The 26,761-nt window shown below is 71.4% G+C and carries 20 protein-coding genes; 17 read left to right on the forward strand and 3 right to left on the reverse strand.

Features of this window, described 5'->3' with window-relative positions; translation table 11 throughout:
* Positions 1–38: 38 nt before the first annotated feature.
* Both ppsR and F1D61_RS25095 read right to left on the reverse strand, forming a co-directional pair.
* Complete coding sequence (gene ppsR, locus F1D61_RS25090) at positions 39–1,451, reverse strand: transcriptional regulator PpsR (protein ID WP_246775526.1); 1,413 nt, start codon at positions 1,449–1,451, stop codon at positions 39–41.
* 78 nt (positions 1,452–1,529) lie between these two features.
* A complete protein-coding gene (locus F1D61_RS25095) occupies positions 1,530–2,255 on the reverse strand; it encodes a cobalamin B12-binding domain-containing protein (RefSeq protein WP_203154823.1) in 726 nt (241 codons plus the stop codon).
* A gap of 440 nt (positions 2,256–2,695) precedes the next feature.
* Here F1D61_RS25095 and bchF point away from each other — a divergent pair, with 440 nt between their 5' ends.
* The 17 genes from bchF (at position 2,696) to bchO (ending at position 22,255) form a co-directional block, all read left to right on the forward strand.
* The gene (gene bchF / locus F1D61_RS25100) at positions 2,696–3,187 is read left to right on the forward strand and encodes a 2-vinyl bacteriochlorophyllide hydratase (protein WP_203154825.1); all 492 of its coding nucleotides are present in this window, start codon (positions 2,696–2,698) and stop codon (positions 3,185–3,187) included.
* A complete protein-coding gene (locus F1D61_RS25105) occupies positions 3,184–4,458 on the forward strand; it encodes a ferredoxin:protochlorophyllide reductase (ATP-dependent) subunit N (protein WP_203154827.1) in 1,275 nt (424 codons plus the stop codon). The genes bchF and F1D61_RS25105 overlap by 4 nt, the downstream gene beginning before the upstream one ends.
* A gap of 4 nt (positions 4,459–4,462) precedes the next feature.
* Positions 4,463–5,998 (forward strand): ferredoxin:protochlorophyllide reductase (ATP-dependent) subunit B, encoded by a 1,536-nt coding sequence (gene bchB, locus F1D61_RS25110; RefSeq protein WP_203154829.1) that lies wholly within the window; start codon positions 4,463–4,465, stop codon positions 5,996–5,998.
* On the forward strand, positions 5,973–9,674 hold the full coding sequence (locus tag F1D61_RS25115) for a magnesium chelatase subunit H (RefSeq protein ID WP_203154830.1): 3,702 nt from the start codon (positions 5,973–5,975) through the stop codon (positions 9,672–9,674). Before bchB ends, F1D61_RS25115 begins: the two co-directional genes overlap by 26 nt.
* The gene (gene bchL, locus F1D61_RS25120) at positions 9,671–10,564 is read left to right on the forward strand and encodes a ferredoxin:protochlorophyllide reductase (ATP-dependent) iron-sulfur ATP-binding protein (protein WP_048451562.1); all 894 of its coding nucleotides are present in this window, start codon (positions 9,671–9,673) and stop codon (positions 10,562–10,564) included. The genes F1D61_RS25115 and bchL overlap by 4 nt, the downstream gene beginning before the upstream one ends.
* On the forward strand, positions 10,564–11,265 hold the full coding sequence (gene bchM / locus F1D61_RS25125; protein ID WP_203154832.1) for a magnesium protoporphyrin IX methyltransferase: 702 nt from the start codon (positions 10,564–10,566) through the stop codon (positions 11,263–11,265). The genes bchL and bchM overlap by 1 nt, the downstream gene beginning before the upstream one ends.
* Positions 11,262–12,668, forward strand: a complete 1,407-nt coding sequence (locus tag F1D61_RS25130) for a BCD family MFS transporter (RefSeq protein WP_203154834.1) — start codon at positions 11,262–11,264, stop codon at positions 12,666–12,668. The genes bchM and F1D61_RS25130 overlap by 4 nt, the downstream gene beginning before the upstream one ends.
* A 12-nt stretch (positions 12,669–12,680) precedes the next feature.
* On the forward strand, positions 12,681–13,472 hold the full coding sequence (gene puhA, locus F1D61_RS25135; protein ID WP_203154836.1) for a photosynthetic reaction center subunit H: 792 nt from the start codon (positions 12,681–12,683) through the stop codon (positions 13,470–13,472).
* Between the two features lie 14 nt (positions 13,473–13,486).
* On the forward strand, positions 13,487–14,110 hold the full coding sequence (gene puhB / locus F1D61_RS25140; RefSeq protein ID WP_246775527.1) for a photosynthetic complex putative assembly protein PuhB: 624 nt from the start codon (positions 13,487–13,489) through the stop codon (positions 14,108–14,110).
* A gap of 10 nt (positions 14,111–14,120) precedes the next feature.
* Positions 14,121–14,570, forward strand: coding sequence for a photosynthetic complex assembly protein PuhC (gene puhC / locus F1D61_RS25145; protein ID WP_203154840.1), 450 nt, complete (start codon positions 14,121–14,123; stop codon positions 14,568–14,570).
* On the forward strand, positions 14,570–14,869 hold the full coding sequence (locus F1D61_RS25150; protein ID WP_203159271.1) for a hypothetical protein: 300 nt from the start codon (positions 14,570–14,572) through the stop codon (positions 14,867–14,869). The genes puhC and F1D61_RS25150 overlap by 1 nt, the downstream gene beginning before the upstream one ends.
* On the forward strand, positions 14,866–15,927 hold the full coding sequence (acsF, locus tag F1D61_RS25155; protein ID WP_203154842.1) for a magnesium-protoporphyrin IX monomethyl ester (oxidative) cyclase: 1,062 nt from the start codon (positions 14,866–14,868) through the stop codon (positions 15,925–15,927). Before F1D61_RS25150 ends, acsF begins: the two co-directional genes overlap by 4 nt.
* A 7-nt stretch (positions 15,928–15,934) precedes the next feature.
* The gene (gene puhE, locus F1D61_RS25160) at positions 15,935–16,717 is read left to right on the forward strand and encodes a putative photosynthetic complex assembly protein PuhE (protein ID WP_203154844.1); all 783 of its coding nucleotides are present in this window, start codon (positions 15,935–15,937) and stop codon (positions 16,715–16,717) included.
* A 47-nt stretch (positions 16,718–16,764) separates the two neighbouring features.
* Positions 16,765–17,976: a 5-aminolevulinate synthase gene (hemA, locus tag F1D61_RS25165; RefSeq protein ID WP_203154846.1), complete on the forward strand. Its 1,212-nt coding sequence runs from the start codon at positions 16,765–16,767 to the stop codon at positions 17,974–17,976.
* A gap of 456 nt (positions 17,977–18,432) precedes the next feature.
* Positions 18,433–19,407: a magnesium chelatase ATPase subunit I gene (bchI, locus tag F1D61_RS25170; RefSeq protein WP_246776004.1), complete on the forward strand. Its 975-nt coding sequence runs from the start codon at positions 18,433–18,435 to the stop codon at positions 19,405–19,407.
* A complete protein-coding gene (locus tag F1D61_RS25175; RefSeq protein WP_246775528.1) occupies positions 19,404–21,362 on the forward strand; it encodes a VWA domain-containing protein in 1,959 nt (652 codons plus the stop codon). The genes bchI and F1D61_RS25175 overlap by 4 nt, the downstream gene beginning before the upstream one ends.
* A complete protein-coding gene (gene bchO / locus F1D61_RS25180) occupies positions 21,356–22,255 on the forward strand; it encodes an alpha/beta fold hydrolase BchO (RefSeq protein ID WP_246775529.1) in 900 nt (299 codons plus the stop codon). The genes F1D61_RS25175 and bchO overlap by 7 nt, the downstream gene beginning before the upstream one ends.
* A gap of 303 nt (positions 22,256–22,558) precedes the next feature.
* Here bchO and F1D61_RS25185 read toward each other — a convergent pair whose 3' ends face one another.
* Complete coding sequence (locus tag F1D61_RS25185) at positions 22,559–26,638, reverse strand: Pls/PosA family non-ribosomal peptide synthetase (protein WP_203154848.1); 4,080 nt, start codon at positions 26,636–26,638, stop codon at positions 22,559–22,561.
* Between the last annotated feature and the right edge of the window lie 123 nt (positions 26,639–26,761).

Consider the following 26,761-nt stretch of genomic DNA (forward strand, 5'->3'; position numbering starts at 1 on the left):
CGCGAAAGCCGGGAACGAGACGCAATCCGGATTGCGCATCATTCCCCGCCGTCGTCCGCCTCTTCCGTCCCGTCGAGGTCGCCGAGGCCATAGCGGCGCATCTTGGCGTAGAAGCCCTGCCGGCTGAGGCCGAGCATCTCGGCCGCCGAGGCGCGGTTGTCGTTCGTGATGCGCAACGCTGCCTCGATGCACAGGCGCTCGATCATGTCGGTGGTCTCGCGCACCAGCGCCTTCATCGAGACCCGGCCGACGAGCTCGGTCATGTGCTCGACCGAGCGCGGCAGCTCGCGCCCGCCCGGCGCCGCCGCGACGACCCGGCGGGGCAGGGTGCGCAGGGTGAAGCCGAAGCAGGGCCGGTCGCCGCCCGGCACCGAGACCGCCGCGACCTCGACCTCGTCGACGGCGCCGAACTCGCCCCGCACCACGGTGGCGAAGTGGCGCACCGAGCCGTGATCCGAGAGCGTGGTGAACAGGGCGGCGACCTCGGTGCCCTCGCGGCCGAGCCAGCGCTCGAGCGATTCGCCCTTGGCCTGGTGCTCGGTGGCGAGCTGGGCGAGGTCGAGGAAGGCGGCATTGGCGCCGACGATGCGCCGGTCGCGGTCGGTGACGACGAAGCCCTCGGGCATCGCCTCGATCACGTCGAGCACGCCGGAGCGCGCCACCGCCGGGGCCGGGGCCGGATCGAGGGCGGAGAGGCGCACCAGGATGTTCATCCCGGCCTCCTCGCGAAACAGGGTGGCGGAGACCCGCGCCTCGCCGCGGCGTTGGGCCAGGCGCGCGGTGAGGTCCTCCGCCTGGCCGGTGAGGCGCAGGCCCACCAGCAGCGCCTGGACGGCGCGGGCCCCCTCGGGCTCGAACAGGTCGACGAGGTCGCGCCCGACGATGCGCTTGACCGCCCGGCCCAGCAGCCGTGCGGCGGCCGGGTTGATCTCCGTGACGCGGCGGGTGGCGGCGTCGACGATCAGGACCGGCTCGCCGGCGAGCTGGAACAGCACCCGGTAGCGCGTCTCGGCGCTGCGCAGGCGGGCATAGTCGCGCTCCAGCGCCTGCTGCGATTCGGCCAGGCGCTGCTGCAGGGCCGAGAGCGCCCGGAGATCCCGGCCGATCACGATGATGCGGTCGTCGTCGGGAATGCGCAACGCCGCATAGCGGATCGGCACGTCGGCGCCGCCCTGGGCGGAGGGGTGGTTGACCTGGCGCCAGCGGGTGACGGTGCCGGGTGCGGCATCCTCGATCAGGCTCAGGACCTTCGGCCGGCTCTCGACCGTGACGGTGTCGATCCAGCGCCGCCCGAGCCACGTCTCGCCCGCCTCCTGCGACAGCCCGTCGGCCGCGAAGGCGGCATCACGGATGATCCCGTCACCGTCGACGACGAGCGACACGTCGCTGGCGGCAGCAACGAGGCTGCCGGTCATCCGGGGATCGAGGCGGGAGACGGCGTCTCGCAGCACCGCGAACGATTCCTTCGCAGCAGGGCTCACGGGTCTGTTCAAGGGTCACCAACACACCGACCGCATCGAACAGGTCTTTCAGCAGGCTCTAATCCGCAGATCAAGCAAGCTTTGCACGATTCCGGGCGCATCGCGCGCATCGTCGACAGCCGCATCGGCGCCGACGAGCCGGATCCGGTCGGGCCGGTCCTGGAAAGCCGGGCCGCCGACCATGACCCGCAGGTCGCGGTTGCGCGAGGCGCGCCGCAGCACCGGGATCACCGCGACCAGCCGGTCGAGGCAGACGTCGCAGGAGAGGGACAGGCCGACGACGTCGAACCACTCGGCCCGCAGGCGCTCCAGCGCGTCCGCCGGATCGGGATCGACGCTCGTCGACACCTCCCAGCCGGCCTCGGACAGGAAATGCGCCACGAGCGTCAGCCCGAAGGTATGGGTCTCGGTCGGCGCCGGCATCAGCAGGACGCGCCGGCTCGCCGGATCGACCGGCTGCGGGTCGAGGCAGAGGGTCTCGAGGTCGTGGACGAGGCGGCGCAGCCGCGCCATCGCGGTCGTCACCTGGACGAAGTCGCAACTGTCCTCCTCCCAGAGCCGGCCGATATGCCGGGCCGTGGGCGCCAGGAGGCCGGTCAGCACCTCCTCGAGGCTCATGCCGTCGGCAAGAAGGCCGCGGATGTCCGTGAGCACGTCCCGGTCCTCGGGCAGCAGCAGCAGGGCGCCGAGGCGGCCGATATCGTCGGTCCCGCTGATGCGGGCTGCGCGGGTGGGTAGACGGCGCGGCTGCCGTTCGTTGCGATGGGCGAGCATCAGCCGCGGGATGATCTCGGCTTCGACGACCTGGGCCAGATCGTCCCGCCACAGGACGCGCCTTTGTACTCCCCCGGAGTTCCTGTCGAGGGAAGAACGATCGTGAAACGCGCGGTCCCGCGGGGGCGACCTGTCGGCGGGCAATGGACCGGACTGCGCTTGATCTCCCACCGGCACCTCCCCGATGCTCAGGAAAATCGAGTTGTCTCGACCTTGTTTCGGGTTTTCTACCTTGGGGCGCCGATCTAGGGCGGCGTCATCCGGATTCATTCCAGGATACAGGCTCGGCGCCCCACCGCAAGGCGCTTTCGCGAGAGCCTCCCCGGAATGTCATCGCGATCGACTGTCAACTTAGGTTGACACTTCGCCGTCGCCGGTCCTAGGCTTCCTCCATCGGCATCCGCGGTCAACGCGGGTCGGAGCAGGTGAGGGCAGGCGCGATGGCGACGTCCATGGACCGGCCGTTTCTCTACAGCGAGGCCGAGCGCCGCCGCCGCGATGCCTCGCCCTGGACCCTGGTCCAGGGGGTGCTCGCCCCGCTCCAGTTCGCGGTCTTCCTGGTGAGCCTCGCCCTCGTGCTGCGCACCCTGGCGACGGGAGAGGGCGCGGGCCTCGCCAGCGCCTCGGTGGTCGCCAAGACCGTCGCCCTCTACGCCATCATGGTCACCGGCTCCCTGTGGGAGAAGGCGGTGTTCGGGCGCTACCTGTTCGCCCCGGCCTTCTACTGGGAGGACATGGTCAGCATGCTCGTGCTGGCCCTCCACACCGCCTACCTAGCGGCGCTGGCCACAGGCGCGCTCGGCACCGCCGGGCTGATGTGGCTCGCGCTCTCGGCTTACGCCACCTACCTCGTCAATGCCGGCCAGTTCCTGCTCAAGCTACGCGCCGCCCGGTTGCAGGCTCCCGCCTACGCCATGGAGGCGGCGCGATGAGTGCGCTGGCCTCTCCCCTCCCGTCCGCGGTCCCGTGCGGTCCCGAGATCCGTCACGAGCGCGGCCAGCGGGCGGTGTTCTGCGGGCTCACCGGCATCGTCTGGCTGCACCGCAAGATCCAGGACGCCTTCTTCCTGGTGGTCGGCTCGCGCACCTGCGCCCACCTGATCCAGTCGGCCGCCGGCGTGATGATCTTCGCCGAGCCGCGCTTCGCTACCGCGATCATCGAGGAGCGCGACCTCGCCGGCCTCGCCGACGCGCACGAGGAGCTCGACCGGGTGGTGCGCCGCCTGCTCGAGCGCCGGCCCGACATCAAGCTCCTGTTCCTCGTCGGCTCCTGCCCGTCGGAGGTGATCAAGCTCGATCTCGGCCGCGCCGCGACCCGGCTCTCCGAGAGCTTCATGCCGGACGTGCGGGTGCTGAGCTATTCCGGCAGCGGCATCGAGACGACCTTCACGCAAGGCGAGGATGCCTGCCTCGCCGCCCTGGTGCCGGACCTGCCCCGGAATGCGGACGAATCCCTCCTCGTCGTCGGCGCGCTCGCCGACGTGGTCGAGGACCAGTTCTCGCGGCTGTTCGCCGATCTCGGCATCGCGAACGTCCGCTTCCTGCCGGGCCGTCGGGCGGCGGACCGGGCACCGATCGGATCGAACACCCGCTATCTCCTGGCGCAACCCTTCCTCACCGATACCGCCCGGGCGCTGGAGGATCGCGGCGCGACCCGCATCCCGGCCCCGTTTCCGCTCGGCGCCGAGGGCACGACCCTGTGGCTCGCGGCGGCCGCCCGCGCCTTCGGGATCTCGCCCGCCCGCGTCGTCGCGGTGACCGAGGCCGGACGGGCCCGGGCCGCGCGGGCACTCCAGGCCCATCGCGCCGCCCTGTCCGGCCGGCGGGTGTTCTTCTTTCCCGATTCGCAGCTCGAAGTGCCGCTCGCCCGCTTCCTGTCGCGGGAGATGGGCGCCGCGCTGATCGAGGTCGGCACGCCCTACCTCCACCGGGGCCATCTCGCCGAGGACCTGGCGCTGCTGCCCGACGGCACCCTGGTGACGGAAGGCCAGAGCCTCGACGACCAGCTCGACCGCTGCCGGGCGGCCCGGCCCGACCTGACAGTCTGCGGCCTCGGCCTCGCCAATCCGCTGGAGGCGGAAGACCTGGCCACCAAGTGGTCGATCGAACTCCTGTTCACCCCGATCCAGGGCTACGAGCAGGCCGGCGACCTCGCCGGGCTGTTCACCCGCCCGCTCGCGCGCCGCGCGCGGCTGGAGGGCTAGAGCCATGCAGCTCACGCTCTGGACCTACGAGGGCCCTCCCCATATCGGCGCGATGCGGGTCGCCACCGCGATGCGCGGCCTGCACTACGTGCTGCACGCGCCGCAGGGCGATACCTACGCCGACCTGCTCTTCACCATGATCGAGCGGCACGGCGCCCGCCCGCCGGTGACCTACACGACGTTCCAGGCCCGCGACCTCGGCGCCGACACCGCCGAGATCTTCAAGCAGGCGGTCGCCGCCGCCTATGGCCGCTTCCGGCCCCAGGCGATGATCGTCGGGGCCTCCTGCACCGCGGAATTGCTGCAGGACGATCCGGGCGGGCTGTCGAAGGCGCTCGGCCTGCCGATCCCGGTGATCCCGCTCGAATTGCCCGCCTACCAGAAGAAGGAGAACTGGGGGGCGTCGGAGACCTTCTATCGGCTGGTGCGCACCCTCGCCCCCGCAGCACCCGCCCCGGAGCGACTGAGAGCCAGCTGCAACATCCTCGGGCCGACCTCGCTCGGATTCCGCCACCGCGACGACCTGCGCGAGGTGCGGGGCCTCCTCGGCGAACTCGGCATCGCCGTCAACGTCGTGGCGCCGCTCGGCGCGACGCCGGCCGATCTCGGGCGGCTGGGGCAGGCCGGTTTCAACGTCGTGCTCTATCCGGAAGTCGCCCGCAGCGCGGCGCAATGGCTCGAAAAGGCCCACGGCCAGCCCTTCGTCGAGATCGCGCCGATCGGCGTGAAGGGCACCACCGCCTTCATCGAGGCGGTGGCGGCGCTCGCCGGGGTCGATCCCGCGCCGGTCCTCGAAGGCGAGGGTTCGCGCCTGCCCTGGTACGCGCGCTCGGTCGATTCGACCTATCTCACGGGCAAGCGGGTCTTCGTCTTCGGCGATGCCACCCATGCGGTCGCGGCGGCCCGCGTGGCGACCCACGAGATCGGCTTCGCCCTCGTCGGGCTCGGCACCTATTCGCGCGAATTCGCCCGCGAGGTCCGGGCGGAAGCCACGAGCCACGGCATCGAGGCGCTGATCACCGACGATTACCTGGCGGTCGAGGCGGCGATCGCCGCGGCGCAGCCGGAACTGGTGCTCGGCACCCAGATGGAGCGCCACGTCGCCAAGAAGCTCGGCATCCCCTGCGCGGTGATCTCGGCACCGATGCACGTGCAGGACGTGCCGGCCCGCCATGCCCCGCAGATGGGCTTCGAGGGCGCCAATGTGCTCTTCGACACCTTCGTCCACCCGCTGATGATGGGGCTGGAAGAACACCTGCTGGCGATGTTCCGGGACGATCCGGAATTCCACGATGGTGTCGCCCCATCCCATCTCGGCGGCCGGCCGCGCGAGGAGGCCGAGACGGTCGTCGTTGCCGCCGCCGCCACCGCCGCGACGCCGGTGGTCTGGTCGATCGAGGCCGAGCGCGAGCTGAAGAAGGTCCCGTTCTTCATCCGGGGCAAGGCCCGCCACAACACCGAACGCTTCGCCCGCGAGCGGGCGCTCCCGCTCATCACCGTCGAGACCCTGTACGATGCCAAAGCGCATTTCAGCCGGTGACGGACCGGGCGCGCTGCCGGAGCTGCGCGTCGTCATCGTCACCCTCGACAACCACCTCGCCGGGGCGGTGGAGCGGGCGCGCCGGGTGCTGGCGACGACCGCGCCGGGTCTGATCCTCGGCTTCCACGCCGCCGCCGAGTGGGAGACCGACCCCGCCGCCCTCGACGCTTGCCGGGCCGATATTGCGCGAGCCGACATCGTGCTCTCGGCGATGCTGTTCATGGACGAGCATGTCCGGGCGGTGCTCCCCGCTTTGCTGGCCCGTCGCACTGAGTGCGATGCGATGGTCGGCTGCCTCTCGGCGGCCGAGGTCGTCCGCACCACCCGGATGAACCGCTTCGCCATGGACGGGTCGCAGCGCGGCGCGCTCGACTTCCTCAAGCGCCTGCGCGGCAAGTCGGGGCCGGGAGGGGCACAGGGGAGCGGCGCGCGCCAGATGGCGCTGGTCCGCCAGATCCCCCGGATCCTGCGCTTCATCCCCGGTTCGGCCCAGGACGTGCGGGCCTATTTCCTCACCCTGCAATACTGGCTCGCCGGTTCGGACGAGAACGTCGTCAACCTCGTGCGCTTCCTCGCCGGACGCTACGCCGCCGGCCCGCGCGCCGCCTGGCGCCGGCACCTCTCCGCCGCCGAGCCCCTGAACTACCCCGAGACCGGCCTCTATCACCCGCGCCTGACCGAGCGGGTCACCGAGCGCCTCGACCGGCTGCCGGCCTCCGGCAAGGCGGGGCGGGTCGGGCTCCTGCTGATGCGCTCCTACGTGCTCGCCGGCAACACGGCGCATTACGACGGGGTGATCGCGGCGTTGGAGGCCCGCGGGCTCGCCGTGGTGCCGGCCTTCGCCAGCGGGCTCGACAACCGTCCGGCGGTCGAAAAATTCTTCGTGCGCGACGGCCGGCCGGCGATCGACGCCCTGGTCTCGCTCACCGGCTTCTCCCTCGTGGGCGGGCCAGCCTACAACGATGCCGCCGCCGCGAGCGCCATGCTGGCGCGGCTCGACGTGCCCTACCTCGCCGCCCAAGCCGTCGAGTTCCAGAGCCTGGAGCAGTGGGAGGCCTCCGCCCGCGGCCTGTCGCCGGTCGAGGCGACCATGATGGTGGCGATCCCCGAACTCGACGGCGCCACCGCCCCGATGGTGTATGGCGGCCGCGCGGCCGGCCTGGGCGATTCCCGCGACATGGCGGTGCATCCGGAGCGCGCCGCGCGCCTCGCCGACCGGGTCGCCCGCCTCGTTTCGCTCCGGTCCCGCGCGCGCTCGGAGCGCAAGGTCGCCGTCGTCCTGTTCAACTTCCCGCCCAATGCCGGCGCCACCGGTACCGCAGCCTTCCTGGCGGTGTGGGATTCGCTCCACCGCGTGCTCCAGGGCCTGAAGGCCGACGGCTATTCCGTCGACATCCCTGAAACCGTCGAGGCCCTTCGCGCCCGGGTGCTGGAGGGCAACGCCGCCCGCTACGGCGCGCCCGCCAACGTCGCCCACCGCATCTCCGCCGACGACCATGTGCGGCGCGAGGCCCATCTCGCCGAGATCGAGGCGCAATGGGGTCCGGCGCCGGGCCGCCACCAGAGCGACGGGTCGTCGATCCTGGTGCTCGGTGCCCACCTGGGAAACGTCTTCGTCGGGGTGCAGCCGGCCTTCGGCTACGAGGGCGACCCGATGCGCCTGCTGTTCGAGCAGGGCTTTGCGCCGACCCACGCCTTCTCGGCCTTCTATCGCTACCTGCGCGAGGATTTTTGCGCCGACGCGGTCCTGCATTTCGGCACCCACGGGGCGCTCGAATTCATGCCCGGCAAGCAGACCGGGCTGTCTTCCGCCTGCTGGCCCGAGCGGCTGATCGGCGCGTTGCCCAACGTCTACCTCTATGCCGCCAACAATCCTTCGGAAGGCACGCTCGCCAAGCGCCGGGTCGCCGCGACGCTGGTGAGCTACCTGACGCCGAGCCTCGCCCAGGCGGGGCTCTATCGCGGGCTCATCGACCTCAAGGCCTCCCTGGAGCGCCGCCGCGCCCTGCCGCCGGAGGATGCCGCCGAGCGGGCGAAGCTCGCGATCCTCATCCACGGCCAGGCCTGCGGCCTCGACCTCGCCGCGGGCGACGGATGGGGCGAGGACGCGGAGGCGCGCATCGCCGATCTCGCGATCCGGCTGATCGAGCTCGAACACACCTTGATCCCGCACGGGCTGCACGTGGTCGGGCAGGGCACGCCGCCGGAGGAGCGCATCGACCTGCTCGTGGCGCTCGCCGAATCCGTCCACGGCCTCGCGCCGGACCGTGCCGGCATCGCGCGGCTGGTGGCCGGCGCCTCGGCGGAGGAAGTGGCCGGCGCCGACGATGCGGCACTCGCCGCGTTCCGGGCGCTGGCCGAGACCGACCGGCTGCTCGCCGAGGATCACGAGATCCCGGCTTTGCTTCGCGCCCTCGACGGCCGCTTCATCGCCCCGGTGGCCGGCGGCGACGTACTGCGCTCGCCCGCGATCCTCCCGACCGGGCGCAACCTGCACGGCTTCGACCCCTACCGGATCCCGAGCGCCTTCGCGCTGGCCGACGGCCGGGCTCAGGTCGAGAAACTGCTCGCCCGGCACGCATGTGACGGCGGCGCGTACCCTGAGAGCATCGCGCTGGTGCTGTGGGGCAGCGACAACCTGAAGAGCGAGGGCGCCCCGGTGGCACAAGCCCTGGCGCTGATGGGCGCAGTCCCCCGCTTCGACGGCTACGGCCGGCTCTGCGGCGCAACCCTGATCCCGCTCGAAGACTTGCGCCGCCCCCGCATCGACGTCGTCGCGACCCTGTCGGGCATCTTCCGCGATCTCCTGCCGCTCCAGACCAAGCTGCTGGCCGAGGCCGCCTTCCTCGCGGCGAGCGCCGACGAGCCGGAAGCGATGAACTTCGTGCGCAAGCACGCGCTCGCCCACCAGGCGGCGCAGGGCATCGATCTCGAGACCGCGGCGCTCCGGGTCTTCAGCAACGCGGAAGGGGCCTACGGCGCCAACCTCAACCACCTCGTCGATTCCGGGCGCTGGGAGGACGAGACCGAGCTGTGCGAGACCTTCTCGCGCCGCAAGAGCTTCGCGTATGGCCGCACGGGGAAGCCGGAACCGCGCCGCGCCCTAATGCAGGCGGTGCTGGCCGGCGTCGATCTCGCCTACCAGAACCTCGATTCGGTCGAGGTCGGGGTGACCAGCGTCGATCATTACTTCGACGGGCTCGGCGGTATGGCCCGCGCCGTGGCGAAGGCCCGGGGCACCTCGGTCCCGGTCTATATCAGCGACCAGACCCGCGGCGAGGGCCGGGTGCGCTCGCTCTCCGAGCAGGTGGCGCTCGAGACCCGCACCCGCATGCTCAACCCGAAATGGGTCGAGGGGATGCTGGGCCACGGCTACGAGGGCGTGCGCCAGATCGACCAGCACCTCACCAATACCGTGGGCTGGTCGGCCACGACCGATCAGGTCGCGCCCTGGATCTACCAGCGCATCACCGAAACTTATGTCCTCGACGAGGCGATGCGCGAGCGCATGGCGGCGCTCAACCCCGCCGCCTCGGCCAAGGTCGCCCATCGCCTGATCGAGGCGCATCGGCGCGGCTTCTGGACCCCCGACCCCGAGACCCGGGCCGCCCTCGACCGGGCCGAGGAGGCCCTGGAGGACCGGCTCGAAGGCATCACCGCGGAGGCTGCCGCATGAACATCGCGATCCGAAACCCCGTTCCCGCAAGGCGGGAAGAGGGGAGCCTCCAGGTCGCCCTCGATCCGGACATCCGCATCGAGACCGCCAAGGTCTTCGCCGTCTACGGCAAGGGCGGCATCGGCAAGAGCACGACCTCGTCCAATCTCTCCGTCGCCTTCTCGAAGCTCGGCAAGCGGGTGTTGCAGATCGGCTGCGACCCCAAGCACGATTCGACCTTCACCCTGACGAAGCGCCTGGCGCCGACCGTCATCGATGCCCTGGAGGCGGTGCAGTTCCACTCGGAGGAGCTGCGCGTCGAGGATTTCGTGGTCGAGGGCTATAACGGCGTGCGCTGCGTCGAGGCCGGCGGCCCGCCGGCCGGCACCGGCTGCGGCGGCTACGTCGTGGGCCAGACGGTGAAGCTCCTGAAGGAGCATCACCTGCTCGAAGACACCGACGTGGTGATCTTCGACGTGCTCGGCGACGTGGTCTGCGGCGGCTTCGCGTCGCCGCTCCAGCATGCCGACCGGGCGCTGATCGTCACGGCGAACGACTTCGATTCGATCTTCGCGATGAACCGGATCGTCGCGGCGATCCACGCGAAATCCAAGAATTACGGCGTGCGCCTCGGCGGCGTCATCGCCAACCGCTCGGCCAAGACCGACGAGATCGATCGCTTCAACGACGCAGTGGGCTTGAAGCGCCTGGCACATTTCCAGGACCTCGACGTGGTGCGCCGCTCGCGCCTGAAGAAGGCGACCTTGTTCGAGATGGATCCCTCGCCCGAACTGCTCGCGGTGCAGGCCGAGTACCTGCAACTGGCCGAGCAACTCTGGGCCGGCGTCGACCCGCTTCCGGCGGTGCCGATGAAGGATCGGGACCTCTTCGAATTCCTGGGATTCGACTGATGACCAGCTCCACCTACGCCACCCGCCGGGCCCAGCTCGAAACCTATTTCGACCGCACCGCCGTCGAGGCCTGGGCGCGGCTGACCTCGGACGCGCCGGTGAGCCGCATCCGCGCCACCGTGCGGGCCGGCCGCGACGCGATGCGGGCCGAACTCCTGTCCTGGCTCCCCGCCGACCTCTCAGGGCGCCGTCTGCTCGATGCCGGCTGCGGCACCGGCGCGCTCGCGCTCGAGGCGGCGCGGCGCGGCGCCGAGGTCGTGGCGATCGACGTGTCGCCCACGCTCATCGGCCTCGCCCGCGAGCGCACCGCGAGCCTCCGGCTCGAAGGCTCCCTCGATTTCCGGGTCGGCGACATGCTGGACGAGGAATTGGGGCGCTTCGACCACGTCGTGGCGATGGATTCGCTGATCCATTACCGCACCCCCGACATCGTCCGCGCCCTCTCGGCGCTCGCCCGCCGCACCGACGCCTCGGTGCTGTTCACGGTCGCCCCGCGCACCCCGCTGCTGACCGTGATGCACGCCGCCGGCCGCCTCTTCCCCCGCGGCGACCGGGCGCCAGCGATCGAGCCGGTCGGCGAGGGGGCCTTGCGCCGCCGCGTCGCCGCCGATCCGGGCCTGGCACCCTTCGCCGTCGCCCGCAGCCGGCGGATCAATTCCGGCTTCTACCTCTCCAACGCCCTCGAACTGGCACGCCGATGAGCACGGCCAGCCGCATCGCCCGGGCGCTCGCCGAACTCGGGCCCCGCTACCTGCCCTTCGCGGATGCCGCGACGAAGGAACTGCCGCTCGGTCGCCTCCTGCGCCTGTCCCTGTTCCAGGTCACGGTCGGGATGGCGGCGGTGCTGCTGATCGGCACCCTCAACCGGGTGATGATCGTCGAGCTCGACGTGCCGGCCTGGATCGTCGCCGTGATGCTGTCGCTGCCGCTGCTCGCCGCCCCGTTTCGCGCCCTGGTGGGCTTCCGCTCCGACAGCCACCGCTCGGTGCTCGGCTGGAAGCGCGTCCCCTACCTGTGGTTCGGCACGCTGCTGCAATTCGGCGGCTTTGCCATCATGCCCTTCGCGCTCCTGATCCTGTCGGGTGACACGACCGGGCCGATCGTGATCGGCCAGGCCGCGGCGGCCCTCGCCTTCGTGCTCGTCGGCGCGGGGCTCCACACCACCCAGACCGTCGGCCTCGCGCTCGCCACCGATCTCGCGCCGGCGCATGCCCGCCCGAAGGTGGTGGCCCTCCTCTGCGCCATGCTGCTCGCCGGCATGATGGCGAGCGCCGTGGTGTTCGGATTGGCACTTCACAACTTCTCGGCGATCCGGCTGATCCAGGTGATCCAGGGCGCGGCGCTCGCGACCCTGATCCTCAACGGCATCGCCCTGTGGAAGCAGGAGCCGCGCGACACCTCGCGCAAACCCGCGCCGGCCCGCCGCTTCGGCGAGGCCTGGGAGGCCTATACGGCCCAGCCGCAGGCGCGCCGCCGCCTCATCGCCACCGGCCTCGGCACGGCGGGGTTCAGCATGCAGGACATCCTGCTCGAACCCTATGGCGGCCAGATCCTGCACCTGCCGGTCGCGGCGACGACCGCGCTGACGGCCGTGCTCGCAATCGGGGGCGGGATCGGGCTTCTCACCGCGGCGCGCTGGCTCAACCGCGGCGGCGATCCGTTCCGGGTCGCGGCGGCCGGCGCGGTCGTGGGCATCGCAGCCTTCTCGGCGGTGGTCTTCGCCGCTCCGTTGGGCTCCGGCGGGCTGTTCGCCTGCGGCGTCGCGCTGATCGGCCTCGGCGGCGGGCTGTTCGCCCACGGGACGCTGACCGCCTCGATGGCCGGTGCGGCCCCCGAGCAGACCGGGCTCGCGCTCGGCGCCTGGGGCGCCGTCCAGGCCTGCGCCGCGGGCTTGGCCATCGCGGCGAGCGGCATCCTGCGCGATGCCGGCTCGGCGCTCGCGGTCTCGGGCCGCCTCGGCGAGGCCTTGTCCGAGGCCTCGACCGGCTACCTCGTCGTCTACCACATCGAGATCGGGCTCCTCTTCGCCACCCTGGTGGCGATCGGGCCGCTGGTGCGCCGGCCCGCTCATCCCCCGCTCTCCGCCCGTCCGGCCCTATCCTAGAAGGAGGCCATCATGCCCAAGGGTGCCCTCACAGGTTATCTCGACGTCGCGCAAGTGGTACTCTACGCGTTCTGGATCTTCTTTGCCGGCCTGGTCTTCTACCTGCGCCGCGAGGACCGCCGCGAAGGCTATCCGCTCGAATCCGAGGTCCATGGCGGCCTGAAGGGCTGGGACTGGCTGTTCGTGCCCGCTCCCAAAACCTTCCTGCTCGCCGACGGCTCGGCGGTGCTGGCGCCGCGCCCGCACGAGGGCCCGGTCGGCGAGCTCAAGGCGGTCAAGCTCGAACCCTGGCCCGGCGCCCCGATCGTCCCGACCTCGACCGACGATTCGCGGCTCGCCGACGGCGTCGGCCCGGGCGCCTATGCGCTCCGCGCCGAGCGGCCGGACCTGACCTGGGAGGGCAAGACCCGCATCGTGCCGATGCGCGTCGCCGAGGAGTTCACGGTGGCGGCGAACGATCCCGACCCGCGCGGCATGCCGGTCTACGGCGCCGACGGCGTGCTCGCCGGCACCGTCACGGAGATCTGGGTCGATCGCGGCGAGTCGCTGCCGCGCTACTACGAGATGGAGCTGGACGGCGCCCGCGACCGCACCGTGCTGATCCCGGTGACCTTCGCCGACCTGAACCGCTTCAGCCAGCACAAGAAGATCGTCGTCGAGGCCCTGCTCGCCCGCCAGTTCGCCGGCGTGCCGCAGCAGCGCGACCCCGACAGCATCACCCTGCGGGAGGAGGAGCGGGTCATCGCCTATTTCGGCGCCGGCACGCTCTACGCCACCGATCGCCGCCAAGAACCGCTGCTGTGAGGGGAGCCGCTGCTGTGACGGACCTGCTTCCTCACGGGCTGCCCGGCCCGCTGCCCCAGGGCGAGCGCCTGCTGTGGCAGGGCCGCCCGGCTCTCCTCAGCCTCGCGCGCCGCGCCTTCCACGTCGATCTCGTCGCGCTGTATTTCGGCGGGCTCGCCGCCTTCCAGGCCTATTCCTCGGGGCGTGTCTCCGCCGCCTGGCCGATCCTGCTCGCCGGTGCCCTGGCGCTGGTGATCCTGTTCGCGCTGGCCTGGGGTGCCTGCCGCACCACGGTCTACACCTTGACCGACCGGCGGCTGATGCTGCGCATCGGCATCGCGCTGCAGATGGACATCAATCTCCCGCTGCGCGAGATCGAGGGCGCCGCCTTCCGCCGGCTCAGCGACGGCACCGGCGACTTGCCGTTGCTCCTCAAGCCCGGCGTGCGGCTCGCCTACCTGCATCTCTGGCCGCATGCCCGGCCCTGGCGCCTGACCCGGCCCGAGCCGATGTTGCGCTGCGTGCCGGACGCGGAAGGGGTCGCCAAGCGCATCGCCGCGGCGCTCGCCGAAGCGAACGGCCAGCCGGTCCAGGCGATGCCGTCGGCCCCCGTCGCCAGCCCCGTCCTGCCCGGCCGCCTCGCGGCGGCGGGCCATTAGGGAGGGGGCGATGGCACACGACATCCCGGTCCCCCGCGCGCTCCTGCGCAATGCCGGCCTCCTCGTCGCCTTCTCGCTCGCCGCCGTGGCGATCGGCCGGTTCGGCGATGTCGGCACCACCCAGATGCCGCCGGCCCATGCTGTCCAGGTGCTCGACCTCGCGGTCGAGGACCGGCCGGACGGCCGCGTGGATCTGCGCGATGCCGGGAACGGCCGCCTCGTCGCCGAGGTGCAGCCCGGCGAGGACGGGTTCCTGCGGGCGACCTTGCGGGTGATGGCCCAGGCCCGCCTGCGCGAGGGCTCATCCCGCAACCCGCCGTTCCGGCTCACCCGCTGGGACAACGGCACGCTGACCCTCGACGACGTCGCGTCGGGCCGGCGGATCAACCTCGAAGCCTTCGGGCTCGACAACGCGGTCGCCTTCGCGCGGCTGCTCGAACAGGGGAGGGGCGCATCGTGATGCAGTGGTTCGGCGGCAAGCGCCGCATCGAGGTGCCGTGCACGGTCGAGATTGAGCAGACGGCGGAAAGCCTGCACGCCCATGTCACGCTGGATGGCGGGCTCCTCATCGCCCCGGGCGACGAGGTGACGGTGCACGACGCACCGACCTCCGTGCCCTACGGCGACCGGATCGTGGTGCGCCGCACCGCCACCGTTTTGCGCGCCGGCGCCATCGAGCGCCTGTGGACCCGCATCGCGGGCCATTTCGAACTCACCGAACTCTATGAAGTCAGCTTCTCGGAAAGGACGCGGCTATGAGCGCGACGACCCTGAAGACCCCGAACGAGAGCACGAAGTCGGCCCAGGAAACCACGTTCCTGAGCCCGCGCTTCTACACCACCAACTTCGAGGAACTCGACCGCACCAACGTCGAGCCGGTGCGGGCCGAGTGGGACGTGCTCCTCGCCGAGATGCGCAGCGACCCGAACAAGCGTCACTTCGTGCGCAATTCCGACTTCGACCTCGACCTGTCCGGCCTCGATCCGGAGCTGCGCAAGGAATTCCTCGACTTCCTGGTCTCGTCGATCACCGCCGAGTTCTCGGGCTGCGTGCTCTATGCCGAGATGCGCAAGCGCGCCAAGAACAAGGACATCCGCGAACTGTTCGCCTATATGAGCCGCGACGAGGCCCGTCACGCCGGCTTCATCAACGACACGCTGAAGGATTTCGGGGTCGGCATCGATCTCGGCTTCCTGACCAAGGCCAAGAAGTACACCCATTTCCGGCCGAAATTCATCTTCTACGCCACCTACCTGTCGGAGAAGATCGGTTACGCCCGCTACATCACGATCTTCCGCCACCTCGAGCGCCATCCGGACAAGCGCTTCCACCCGATCTTCAAGTGGTTCGAGAAGTGGTGCAACGACGAGTTCCGCCACGGCGAGGCCTTCGCGCTCCTGATGCGCGCCAACCCGAAGCTGCTCACCGGCATCAACTACTACTGGATCAAGTTCTTCCTGCTCGCTGTGTTCTGCACGATGTACGTGCGCGACCAGTGCCGGCCGGCCTTCCACAAGGCACTCGGGGTCGATCCGAAGGAATACGATTTCCAGGTCTTCGCCATCACCTCGGAGATCTCGCGCCAGGTCTTCCCGCTCACCCTCGACATCGACCATCCAGGCTTCCGGGCCGGGCTGGAGCGGCTGCTCGCCTGCGCCCGCGGCATCGAGGAGGCGAAGGCGCGGGGTGGGCTCGTCGGCAAGCTCAAGCATGCCGGCTACGCGGCGAAGGCCGCTTTCGCCTTCGGGCGGCTGATGGTGATGCCGGCGAAAGCCAACCCGATGCCCGCGCAGATCCGCCTCAGCCCCGCCTGGTAGCGCCCGCATGTCCGACTACGCCGCGCCGATCCTCTATGCCGTCGTGATCTGGTGGTTCCTGACCGGGGCGATCCTCTGGCTGAACCACCGGCCGCGCCGCACCCATGCCTGGAGCTTCGGTGCGACGACCGTGGCGCTCTTCGGTGCGCTCTGGGTGATCGCCTGGAGTGCAACCCAAGAGAGCGAGGCGGGGGCCTACGCGGCCTTCACGGCGGCCCTGATCGTCTGGGGTTGGCAGGAGATGGCCTTCTACATGGGCTATGTCGCTGGCCCCCGGCGCACCCCGGGCATACCCACCGACCGGGGCCTCGCCCGGTTCGGTGCGGCGGCGGCGACCAACCTCTGGCACGAGGCTGCAATCATCCTGGGCTTTGCCGCCATCGCCTGGCTGACCGCGGGCGGCCCGAACCGGATGGCGCTCTGGACCTACCTGGTGCTGTGGGGAATGAACCTCAGTGCCCGGCTCAACCTGTTCCTCGGCGTGCGCAACCTCCACGCCGAGTTCCTGCCCGAACACCTGCGCTATCTCGGCAGCTTCTTTCGCCGCGCGCCGATGAACGCTCTGTTCCCGGTGGCGATGATCCTCGCCACCGGCTTCCTCCTGGTGCTGCTGCACCCCGCCGTCACCGAGAGCGCGTCGGCCTTCAAGCGCTCCGGCCACACCATGATGGCGACCCTGATGGCACTCGCCATCCTCGAGCACGGCTTCCTGATGCTGCCGCTGCCCTCGGCCGCGCTCTGGGGCTGGGGGCTGCCCGCCCGCCGCCCGGGAGCCGACGCCGCACCCTGACACCCAGAAGAAAACAACCGGAAAAACGCCGTACAAGGGGACGTTCGATGGACTACGAAGCGCACTTCTCCGCCGCTCTCCAGGGTCTGCACCGCGAAGGCCGCTACCGGGTCTTCACCGACCTCGAGCGCCAGGCCGGCCGGTTCCCCTACGCCACGCAGCACGGCGCCCACGGCACCCGCGAGGTGACGGTGTGGTGCTCGAACGACTATCTCGGCATGGGCCAGCACCCGGCGGTGACGGGCGCGATGCACGAGGCGATCGACCGCTGCGGCGCCGGCGCCGGCGGCACCCGCAACATCTCGGGCACCAACCACTACCACGTGCTCCTGGAGCAGGAACTCGCCGACCTGCATGCCAAGGAAGCCGCACTCCTCTTCACCTCGGGCTACGTCTCGAACTGGGCCGGGCTCGGGACGCTCGCCTCGAAGCTGCCGGGCTGCGTGGTCTTCTCCGACGAGGGCAACCACGCCTCGATGATCGAGGGCATCCGCTCCAGCCGGGCCGAGCGCCACATCTTCCGCCACAACGACCCCGACGACCTCGACCGCAAGCTCCGCCTCATCGATCCGAAGCTGCCGAAGCTCGTCGCCTTCGAATCCGTCTACTCGATGGACGGCGACATCGCGCCGATCGCCGAGCTCTGCGACGTGGCCGAGGCGCACGGCGCCATGACCTATCTCGACGAGGTCCACGCGGTCGGCCTCTACGGACCCCGCGGCGGCGGCATCGCCGAGCGCGAGGGGCTGATGCACCGGCTCACGGTGATCGAGGGCACGCTCGGCAAGGCCTTCGCGGTCTCGGGGGGCTACATCGCGGCCTCTTCTGCGCTGTGCGATTTCGTGCGCAGCTTCGCCTCGGGCTTCATCTTCACCACCTCGCTGCCGCCGGCCATCGCGGCGGGTGCGGCGGCGAGCATCCGCCACCTCAAGGCGAGCGGGGTTGAGCGCGCCCGGCATCAGGACCGCGTCGCGGCGGTGCGCCGGCGGCTCTCGGCCATCGGCATCCCGCTCCTCGACAATCCGAGCCACATCGTCCCGGTGATGGTGGGCGATCCGGTGCAGTGCAAGCAGATCAGCGACACGCTGCTCGACGAGTTCGGGATCTACGTCCAGCCGATCAACTATCCCACCGTGCACCGCGGCACCGAGCGCCTGCGGATCACCCCGTCGCCGCTGCACAGCGATGCGGATATCGATCACTTGGCCGCGGCGCTCGGGGCGATCTGGGGCCGGATCGGGCTGGCCCGGGCGGCGTAGCTCCAAACCCTCCCCCTCTGCGGGGGAGGGTGCCCCACGGAGTGGGGCGGGAGAGGGGACGACGCTTCAGGATATGGCGGAGCCGTTCTGAAGGGCGCGAGCTGGATCAGCGTCGCGCTGCCCCTCTCCCGGCCCCTGCTGACGCAGGGGGCCACCCTCCCCCGCAGAGGGGGGAGGGTTCTATGCGCTCGACCGGCCTGATCTTCGAAGGATATCGGATCGGCACTGTCATCCAAACCAACCGTCAATTTCATTAGACAATCCCGCCGCCCCGTCCGATCCTGCCCATCTCATTCACCCGCGAGGACATCCACCGTGGCCCCCACCCACTCGGCCCTGTCCCGGCGGGCTCCCAAGCCGGGTTTCGCGAAGCCGATCGTCGTCGATCCCGCCCCGCTCCCCGAGGCGATGCCCCGCCCGCCCTATCCGTTCGCAGCCATCGTCGGGCAGGACGCGATGCGGCGCGCGCTGCTGATCGCCGCGGTCGATCCGGCGATCGGCGGGGTGCTGGTCTTCGGCGATCGCGGCACCGGCAAGTCCACCGCCGTCCGGGCGCTCGCCGCCCTGCTGCCGCCGATGCGGGCCGTGGCCGGCTGCGCCTATGCCTGCGATCCGGTCGATGCCGCCTCCCTCTGCCCGGCCTGCGCGGCGCGGCGGGGCCAGGGGCTGACGGTCAAGACCGTGCCGGTGCCGGTGGTCGACCTGCCGCTCGGCGCCACCGAGGACCGGGTCGTCGGGGCGCTCGATATCGGCCGGGCGCTCGGGGCCGGCGAGAAGGCGTTCGAGCCGGGGCTGCTCGCCCGCGCCAATCGGGGGTTTCTCTACATCGACGAGGTCAACCTGCTCGAGGACCACCTCGTCGACCTGCTCCTCGACGTGGCCGCCTCGGGCGTCAACACCGTCGAGCGCGAGGGCCTGAGCCTGCGCCACCCGGCCCGCTTCGTCCTCGTCGGCAGCGGCAACCCGGAGGAGGGTGAATTGCGCCCGCAACTCCTCGACCGGTTCGGCCTCGCCGTCACGGTGACGACGCCGACCGATCTCGCGACCCGGGTCGCGATCGTGCGCCGCCGCGACGCCTACGAACGCGACCCCGCCGGCTTCGCGGCCGAGTGGGCGGCGGAAGAGGCGCGGCTGGGACAGGCGATCCTGTCGGCGCGGGCGGGCCTGCCCGAGGTGACCGTGCCGGACGCAGTGCTGGAGGCGGCGGCCCGCCTCTGCCTCGCGCTCGGCACCGACGGTTTGCGCGGCGAGCTCACCCTGATGCGCACCGCCCGGGCCCAGGCGAGCCTCGACGGGGCCGAGACCGTGACCCTCGACCACCTGCGCGCGGTCGCCCCGAGCTGCCTGAGCCACCGCCTGCGCCGCAACCCCCTCGACGAGGCGGGCTCCGAGGCCCGGATCGACCGGGCGCTCGGCGAGGTTCTCGGGTGAGCGCCGCGCCGGACGCGATCTGGATCCAGGCCTGCCTGGCGGCGTCCCTCGTCGCACGCGATCCGGCCGGAACGGGCATCGTGCTGCGCGCCCGGCCCGGCCCGGTGCGCGAGGCCTGGCTCGACCGCCTGCGCCGCCTCCTCCCCGAAGGGACTCCCGCGACGCGCCTGCCGGTGGGAATCGCCGACGACGCGCTGCTCGGCGGGCTCGACCTGCCGGCGACCCTGGCCCAGGGGCGGCCGGTGGCGCAAGCGGGCCTGCTTGCCCGCAGCCATGGCGGCGTGATCGTGGTGCCGATGGCCGAGCGGCTGGCCCCCGGCACCGCGGCGCGGATCGCGCAAAGTCTCGATACCGGCCTCGTCGAGGTCGCCCGGGACGGGATCGCGACCCGGCACGCGGCGCAGGTCGGCCTCGTGCTCCTCGACGAGGGAGAGGGCGAGGACGAGGCCGTGCCGGCCTGCCTTGCCGATCGCGTGGCGTTTCACCTCGACCTCGATGGGGTGCCGGTGAGCGCCCTCGCGGCTGCGCCGCCGGTGTCGGACCCGGCCGCGCCTCGGGCGCACCCAGGCAACATGACGGAGCGGTCCATCCGCGCCGCCGGACTCTCCCACCCGGAACCTCATCCTGAGGTGCCGCGCCAGCGGCCTCGAAGGAGGGCTCCAGATATCTCAGAGACGTCTGGAGGCCTCCTTCGAGGCTCGCATGCGCTCGCACCTCAGGATGAGGTTCCGGGTGGGAGTGGAGATCGCCGCTGGCTTGACGTCAGCGGCGTCTCCCCTGATGCGGGCCGGACCGAGGTCCCGCCCGAGCCCGACGCCGCCGACACGCTCTGCACTCTCGCATTGCGCCTTGGGATCGCGTCCTTGCGGGCGCCGCTCCTGGCCTTGCGGGTGGCGCGGCTGCACGCGGCCCTGGCCGGACGGGATGCGGTCGAGGATCCCGATCTGGCGCTTGCCGCCGCCCTAGTGCTCGCGCCCCGGGCGCGTTGCTGGCCGCAGGAGGTGCAAGAGACGCCGGACCAGCCAGCCGAGCCACCGCCGGAGACAAGCGACGAGGCCGGCGAATCCTCCGTCTCCTGCGGCGAGGAAAGCGGCGAGGATCGCATCCTCGCCGCCGCGGCGGCGAGCCTGCCGCCCGGCCTCCTCGCCCGGCTGCTTGCTGGCGCCGATCCCCGCACCCGCAGCCCGGGCGCCGGCCGGGCGGGCGCCGCCGCCACGGCGCAGAGGGGTCGCCCGGTCGGCGCGCGTCCCGGCGATCCGCGCCGCGGGCGCCTCGCCCTGATCGAGACCCTGCGCGCCGCCGCCCCCTGGCAGCGCCTGCGCCGGGGCGCGGGCGAGGCGCGCCTGCGCATCACGGCCGACGACCTGCGCATCCGCCGGCTGGTGCAGAAGCGCGAGACCACCACGATCTTTGCGGTCGATGCCTCCGGCTCCGCCGCCCTCGAACGCCTGGCCGAGGCCAAGGGCGCGGTCGAATCGCTGCTCGCCGAGTGCTACGTCCGGCGCGACCGGGTCGCCCTGGTGGCCTTCCGGGGCCGCGGCGCCGACCTGCTGCTGGTCCCGACCCGCTCGCTGGTGCGGGCCAAGCGCGCGCTGGCGTCCCTGCCGGGCGGCGGCGGCACCCCGCTCGCGGCCGGGATCGAGGCGGCGGGCCGGCTCGCCGCCGCCGAGCGCCGCGGCGGCCGAAGCCCGGTCGTGCTGCTCCTCACCGACGGCCGGGCCAATGTCGACCGCTCTGGCGCCCCGGGGCGGGCGCAGGCCGCGGCCGATGCCCTTGCGGCGGCTCGGGTCCTCGCGGCCGAGGGCACGCGGGCGCTCGTGATCGACACCGCGGCGCGCCCGCAGGATTCCGCCCGGGCGCTCGCCGCCGCGATGGCGGCGCGCTACCTGGCGATGCCGCAGGCCGACGCCGCGCGCCTGACGAGGGCCGTGCGCGAGGCCGCCCCCGCATGCTGACGGCGATGGCGTCCACCGACCAAAGGCCCGCCTTCGCGCGGACGGGCCGCGACTGGCCCAATCGCGAGGCGAGCCGCTTCGTCACCGCCGGCGGCCTGACCTGGCACGTGCAGGAGGCGGGCGAGGGGCCTGTGCTGCTTCTCGTCCACGGCACGGGGGCAGCGACCCATTCCTGGCGCGGGCTGCTGCCGCTGCTCGCCCGCGACTTCCGGGTGATCGCCCCCGACCTGCCGGGCCACGGCTTCACCGATCCGCTGCCCACGCCCTCGCTGCCGCGCATGGCCCGGGCACTCGCCGAGTTGCTGCGCGTTCTCGACGTTCAGCCTCAGGTCGCGGTCGGCCATTCCGCGGGAGCGGCGATCCTGGCGCGGCTCTGCCTCGACGGCGGGCTGGCGCCGCGCCTCCTGGTCGGGCTCAACGCGGCGCTCAAGCCCTTCCCGGGCATGGCCGGCTTCATCTTCCCGGCGATGGCCCGCGCGCTGTTCATCAATCCGGTGACGCCGCGGGTCTTCGCCTGGTCGGCCGACCGGGCGGCGGTGGAACGGCTGATCCACGGCACCGGCTCGACCCTCGACCGGACCGGCCTCGACCTCTACCGGCGCCTGTTCCAGACCCCCGGCCACGTCGCGGGCGCGCTCGGCATGATGGCGCATTGGGACCTCGTTCCCCTCGACCGCGACCTGCCCCGCCTCGCGGGTCCGCTCCTGCTGATCGTCGGCGGCCAGGACCGCACCATCGCCCCCGACGTGTCGTTCGGCCTTGCCGACCGCCTCGGCGTCCGAGCCCGGGTCGAATTGCTGCGCGGCCTCGGGCACCTGGCCCACGAGGAGAAGCCGGAGGTGGCGGCGGAGCTGATCCGGGCCGGGGCGGAGCGGGAAGGGGTTTTGGGCTGAGGGGCTGTTCGAGCGGGTTGCCCCATCGAAAATTCGAGGAAGCGTATCCTATCCACCCACCTCATCCTGAGGTGTGAGCGAAGCGAGCCTCGAAGGAGGGCTCCAGGGATCGCCGAGACTTCTGGAGACCTCCTTCGAGGTCAGTCCATCGATGATGGACTGACACCTCAGGATGAGGTGGTCGAATGGAATTGACAGTTATTTTATAGTATTTAAAACAAAAATCGGACTCAACAAGCCTCTATAATATCAGGATTTTAGTGCGAAGTCGGCGGTTCATCCGAACCGCCGACTGCAAACCCCCTACTCCGCCGCGATCGCCTGATGCACCACCGGCACCGCCGGCGCGCCTTCCCAGCGGGAATTGGCCGGGATGCTCTCGCCCTTCATCACGATGGTGAGGGGGCGCAGCTGGGCGTAGTCGCCGACCTTGGTGTCGTAGAGCACCGTCGCGAAGGCGCCGACGCTGACGCCGCGGCCGACCTCGACCCGGCCGACCTTCATCACCCGGTCCTCGTAGAGGTGGGTCTGGAGGGCCGACATCCGGTTGATCGAGGCGAAGTCGCCGATGGTGACGCAGTCGAACTCGGTGATGTCGGTGGCGAGCATGCAGATGCCCTCGCCAGTGCGGGTGCCGAACAGCCGCAGCACCCAGGGCAGGAACGGCGTGCCCATCAGGTGCTCGAGCAGCACCTTTCCGGCCAAGCCCCAGTACATGACTGCCACCGCCTCGGTCCGCATCGCCCACCACGACCACATCGGGTGCATGCCGGGCACGTAGCGGCCCATCAGCAGCCACTTGACCGCGATGACCACGAGCGTCTGCAGCACCGCGATGACCACGCTGGTGGCGACGAAGCTGAGGGCGAGGCCCGACCAGTCGCCGGCGAGGATCGCCGGGTAGAACACGAAATCGATCGCCAGGATGGCGAAGGTGATGAACAGCATCGGCGAGAACGAGGAGGTGAAGGCCTCGAACACGCCGCGGCGGACCCGCGGCCAGATCCCGGGCTCGAAGGTCTGGGCCTGGCCGAGATCGACCTTCTGGCGGACCGGCAGCTTGATCGGCGGCGAGCCGAACCAGGTCTCGCCGGGCGCCATGCGGTCGTTGGCCGGCGGCTTCGACTTGATGCCGATGAGCACGTCGTCCGGGATGATGGCTCCGGGCGGCACCACCGCGTCGTTGCCGACGAAGACCCGGGCGCCGGTGCGCACCGGATGCAGCTCCATCACGCCGCGGCGCACCTCCTCCTCGCCGTAGACGACCTCGTCGGCGATGAAGTTGCGCGGGCCCACTTCCGCGAGGTCGTAGCGGCCGGCGAGGTTGGTGGAGATCTCGGCGCCCTGGCCCATCCCGGCGCCCATCAGCCGGTACCAGGCCCGCATGTAGACCGTGGCGAAGAGCGACGAGAGGGTTTCCAGCGTCACCTCGGCGGCGAGCGCCACCGCCCATTTGCGCAGGTAGACGCCGCTGTGGATCGAGTAGCTGCCGGCCTTGAGCCGCGGCAGCACGAGCCAGCGGATGCCGGCGATCAGCCCGACCGTGCCGGCGGTCATCAGCATCGCCGTCGGCCAGGTCAGGAACGGCAGGTACCAGTGGTAGTCCACGTCGGTCATCGTCGCCAGCGTGTCGCTGATCTGGTCGAAGATGTAGAAGGCCGGGAAGATCGGCAGCAGGCCCACCGCCGGGATCGCCGCCAGCAGCACGGCGTAGATCGCGAAGAACACGGCGCGGCGCTCGCGCGAGACCTCGAGCTCCGGCTGCACGTCCGAGAGATCGACCATGCCGACCTTGCGGCCCGGCGAGCCGTCCCAGGCCTCGGCGCGGCCGACCACGGTGCCCGACGGCACGGTGGTGAGGTCGGCGAGTTCCGCGTGGTCCTCGATCCGGGTGTCGTAGCCGACGACGCAGGACGTTCCGATGGCGACGTCGTCGCCGATCGAGACGCGGCCAATGACGAGTTCGTTGCCGACCACCTCGGCATTGGCCAGCGTCAGCCGGCCGCCGAGCGAGGCGCCGCGCCCGATGCTGACGAGGTCCGGCGCCCCGATCTCGATGTCGGAGATCAGCGCGTCCTCGCCGACCTTGGCCCCGAGCAGCCGCAGGTAGATGCGGATCATCGGCGAGCCCTGGAGCCACTTGACGTGGACCAGCGGCGTCAGGCGCTGGGTCAGCCACCAGCGGAAGTAATAGGTGCCCCAGAGCGGGTAGCGCCCCGGTTTCGTGCGCCCGAGCACCAGCCACTTCACCGCGATGGCGATGAGGGCGGTGGCCGCGTTGAGGCCGATATAGACCAGCAGCAGCACCGCCATCTCGGCGAAGAAGCCGAGCTCGCCGCCGGTGATGAGCAGGTAGGTGACGAAGATGCCGAGCCACTGCGCGGTGGCGAGCGCGATGACGAAGGGCAGCACCGCGGCCTGCGCGAGGCCGCACAGGAAGCGCCGCATCAGCGGCGGCGGCTCGAAGGAGAGGTCGTGGGTCGCGATCGCTGCGCCGGCGCCGCCGGTCCGCGCGATCAGGGTCTCGGACATGGCACGCAGCGTGCGGCCGTTATAGACGTCCTGGAGGGTGATGGCGGCGAGCGCCGGCACCGTGCGCACCGCCGAGACGAAGCGGGCGGCGAGCAGCGAGTGCCCGCCGAGATCGCCGAAGAAATCGGCCTCGAACGGGATCGGCTGGTTGCCGAACACCGTGTGGGCGGCGGCGAGCAGCGCGGCTTCCGTCTCGTCGCGGGGCTCCTCCTGCTCGCCGGAGGTCTCGACCACGGCGAGGGGAGCCGCCCGCAGGGCCTTGCGGTCGACCTTACCGGAGGCGGCGAGCACGGGCAGGCCGTCTACCACCTCGAAATGCGCCGGGATCATGTAGGGCGGCATCGTCTCGGCGAGCGCCGAACGCAGCCGGCCGCGATCGAACTCCACCCCCCGCTCGGGCACCACGAAGGCGACGAGCCGGTCGACCCCGTCATCCTGGCGCAAAACCACCGCGGCGGAGGCGATGCCGGGCTGGACCCGGATCCGCGATTCGATCTCGCCGAGCTCGACCCGGAAGCCGCGGACCTTCACCTGGTCGTCGATGCGGCCGTGGAAGACGATGCGGCCGGCATGGTCCAGCGAGACCGCGTCGCCGGAACGGTAGAGCACCGGGTCCGAACCGTCGCCGCCATAGGGGTTGGCGACGAACTTCTCCGCCGTCAGCTCCGGCCGGGCGAGGTAGCCCCTGGCGATGCCGGGCCCGCCGATCAGCAGCTCGCCCTGCACGCCGGGCCCGACGAGGTTCAAGGCCTCGTCGGCGATGTAGGCGGTGTAGTTGGCGATCGGCCCGCCGATGGTGACGGGGTCGCCCGGCTTCATCTCGGCGGCGGTCGCCACCACCGTCGCCTCGGTCGGCCCGTAGGTGTTGAAGAGCTTGCGGTTCGGCGTCGCCCAGCGGGCGATGAGCGGCTCGGGCAGCGCCTCGCCGCCGAGCAGGATCAGCCGCAAGGCGGGCACGTCCTTGGTCATCAGCCCGAGGAGCGTCGGCACCGTGTCGAGCACGGTGATGCCGGCCTCGATCAGGATGTCGGGCAGGGCCTCGGCATCGCCCATCTGGGCCGGGCTCGCCACGAACAGGGTCGCGCCGGCGAGGTACGGAACCCAGATCTCCTCCATCGAGAGATCGAAGGCGACGGAGGCGCCCTGGAACACCACGTCGTCGCCGGTGACCCCGTAGAGGTCGTTGGCCGAGCGCAGGAAGTGGCAGATGTTGCGGTGGCTGATGACGATGCCCTTCGGCACGCCGGTCGAGCCCGAGGTGTAGATCAGGTAGGCCGGGTGCTCGGGGGTGAGGCCGGCCGCGCGCAGGTCCGGCGCCGGGCCGCTCGCTTGGGCGGCGACCTCGTCGGGCGTCAGGGCCGGGCAGGCCTCGGTCGGCGCCTTGTCCTTGAGGGCGGCGGAGGTCACCAGGGCCTTGGCCTCGGCATCCTTCAGGCAGACCGCGACCCGGTCGGCGGGCGCCTCGGCGTCGAAGGGCAGCCAGGCGGCACCGGCCTTGGTGATGCCGATCTGCGCCACCAGCAGGTCGGGCGAGCGCGCCATCCACAGGCCGACCACGTCGCCGGGCCCGATCCCGCGCGCCGCGAGGCCGGCGGCGATCGCGTCGGAGCGCTCGTTCACCTCGGCATAGGACAGGCGGGTGCGCGACGCCTGGTCTGAGCCGCTCGCCGCGTCGACGAGGGCGGTGTGGCCGGGCCGGGCCCGGGCGGTGTCGCGAAAGATCTCGGCCAGCACCTCGTCCCGGAGGAGGTCCGGCCGCACGGGACCGCGGAGCACCGCCGCGCCTGCGGGCGGGACGGCCGGCTGGCTCGTCCCGGTGGGCGTGCGGACGGTCCCGGCGGTGTGGTTCATCAAGTGACTCCGCTGGCCCGGGCGGGCCGTTGACATCAAGGCACAGGTCCGGAACCGGGCTCTCGTGCCGCATGCGCCCCGATCTCGGGCAGGCGGGAGGTGGACGAGAACCGGGGCCGGTTC

The organism is Methylobacterium aquaticum (genome assembly GCF_016804325.1).
Classification (GTDB): Bacteria; Pseudomonadota; Alphaproteobacteria; order Rhizobiales; family Beijerinckiaceae; genus Methylobacterium; species Methylobacterium aquaticum_C.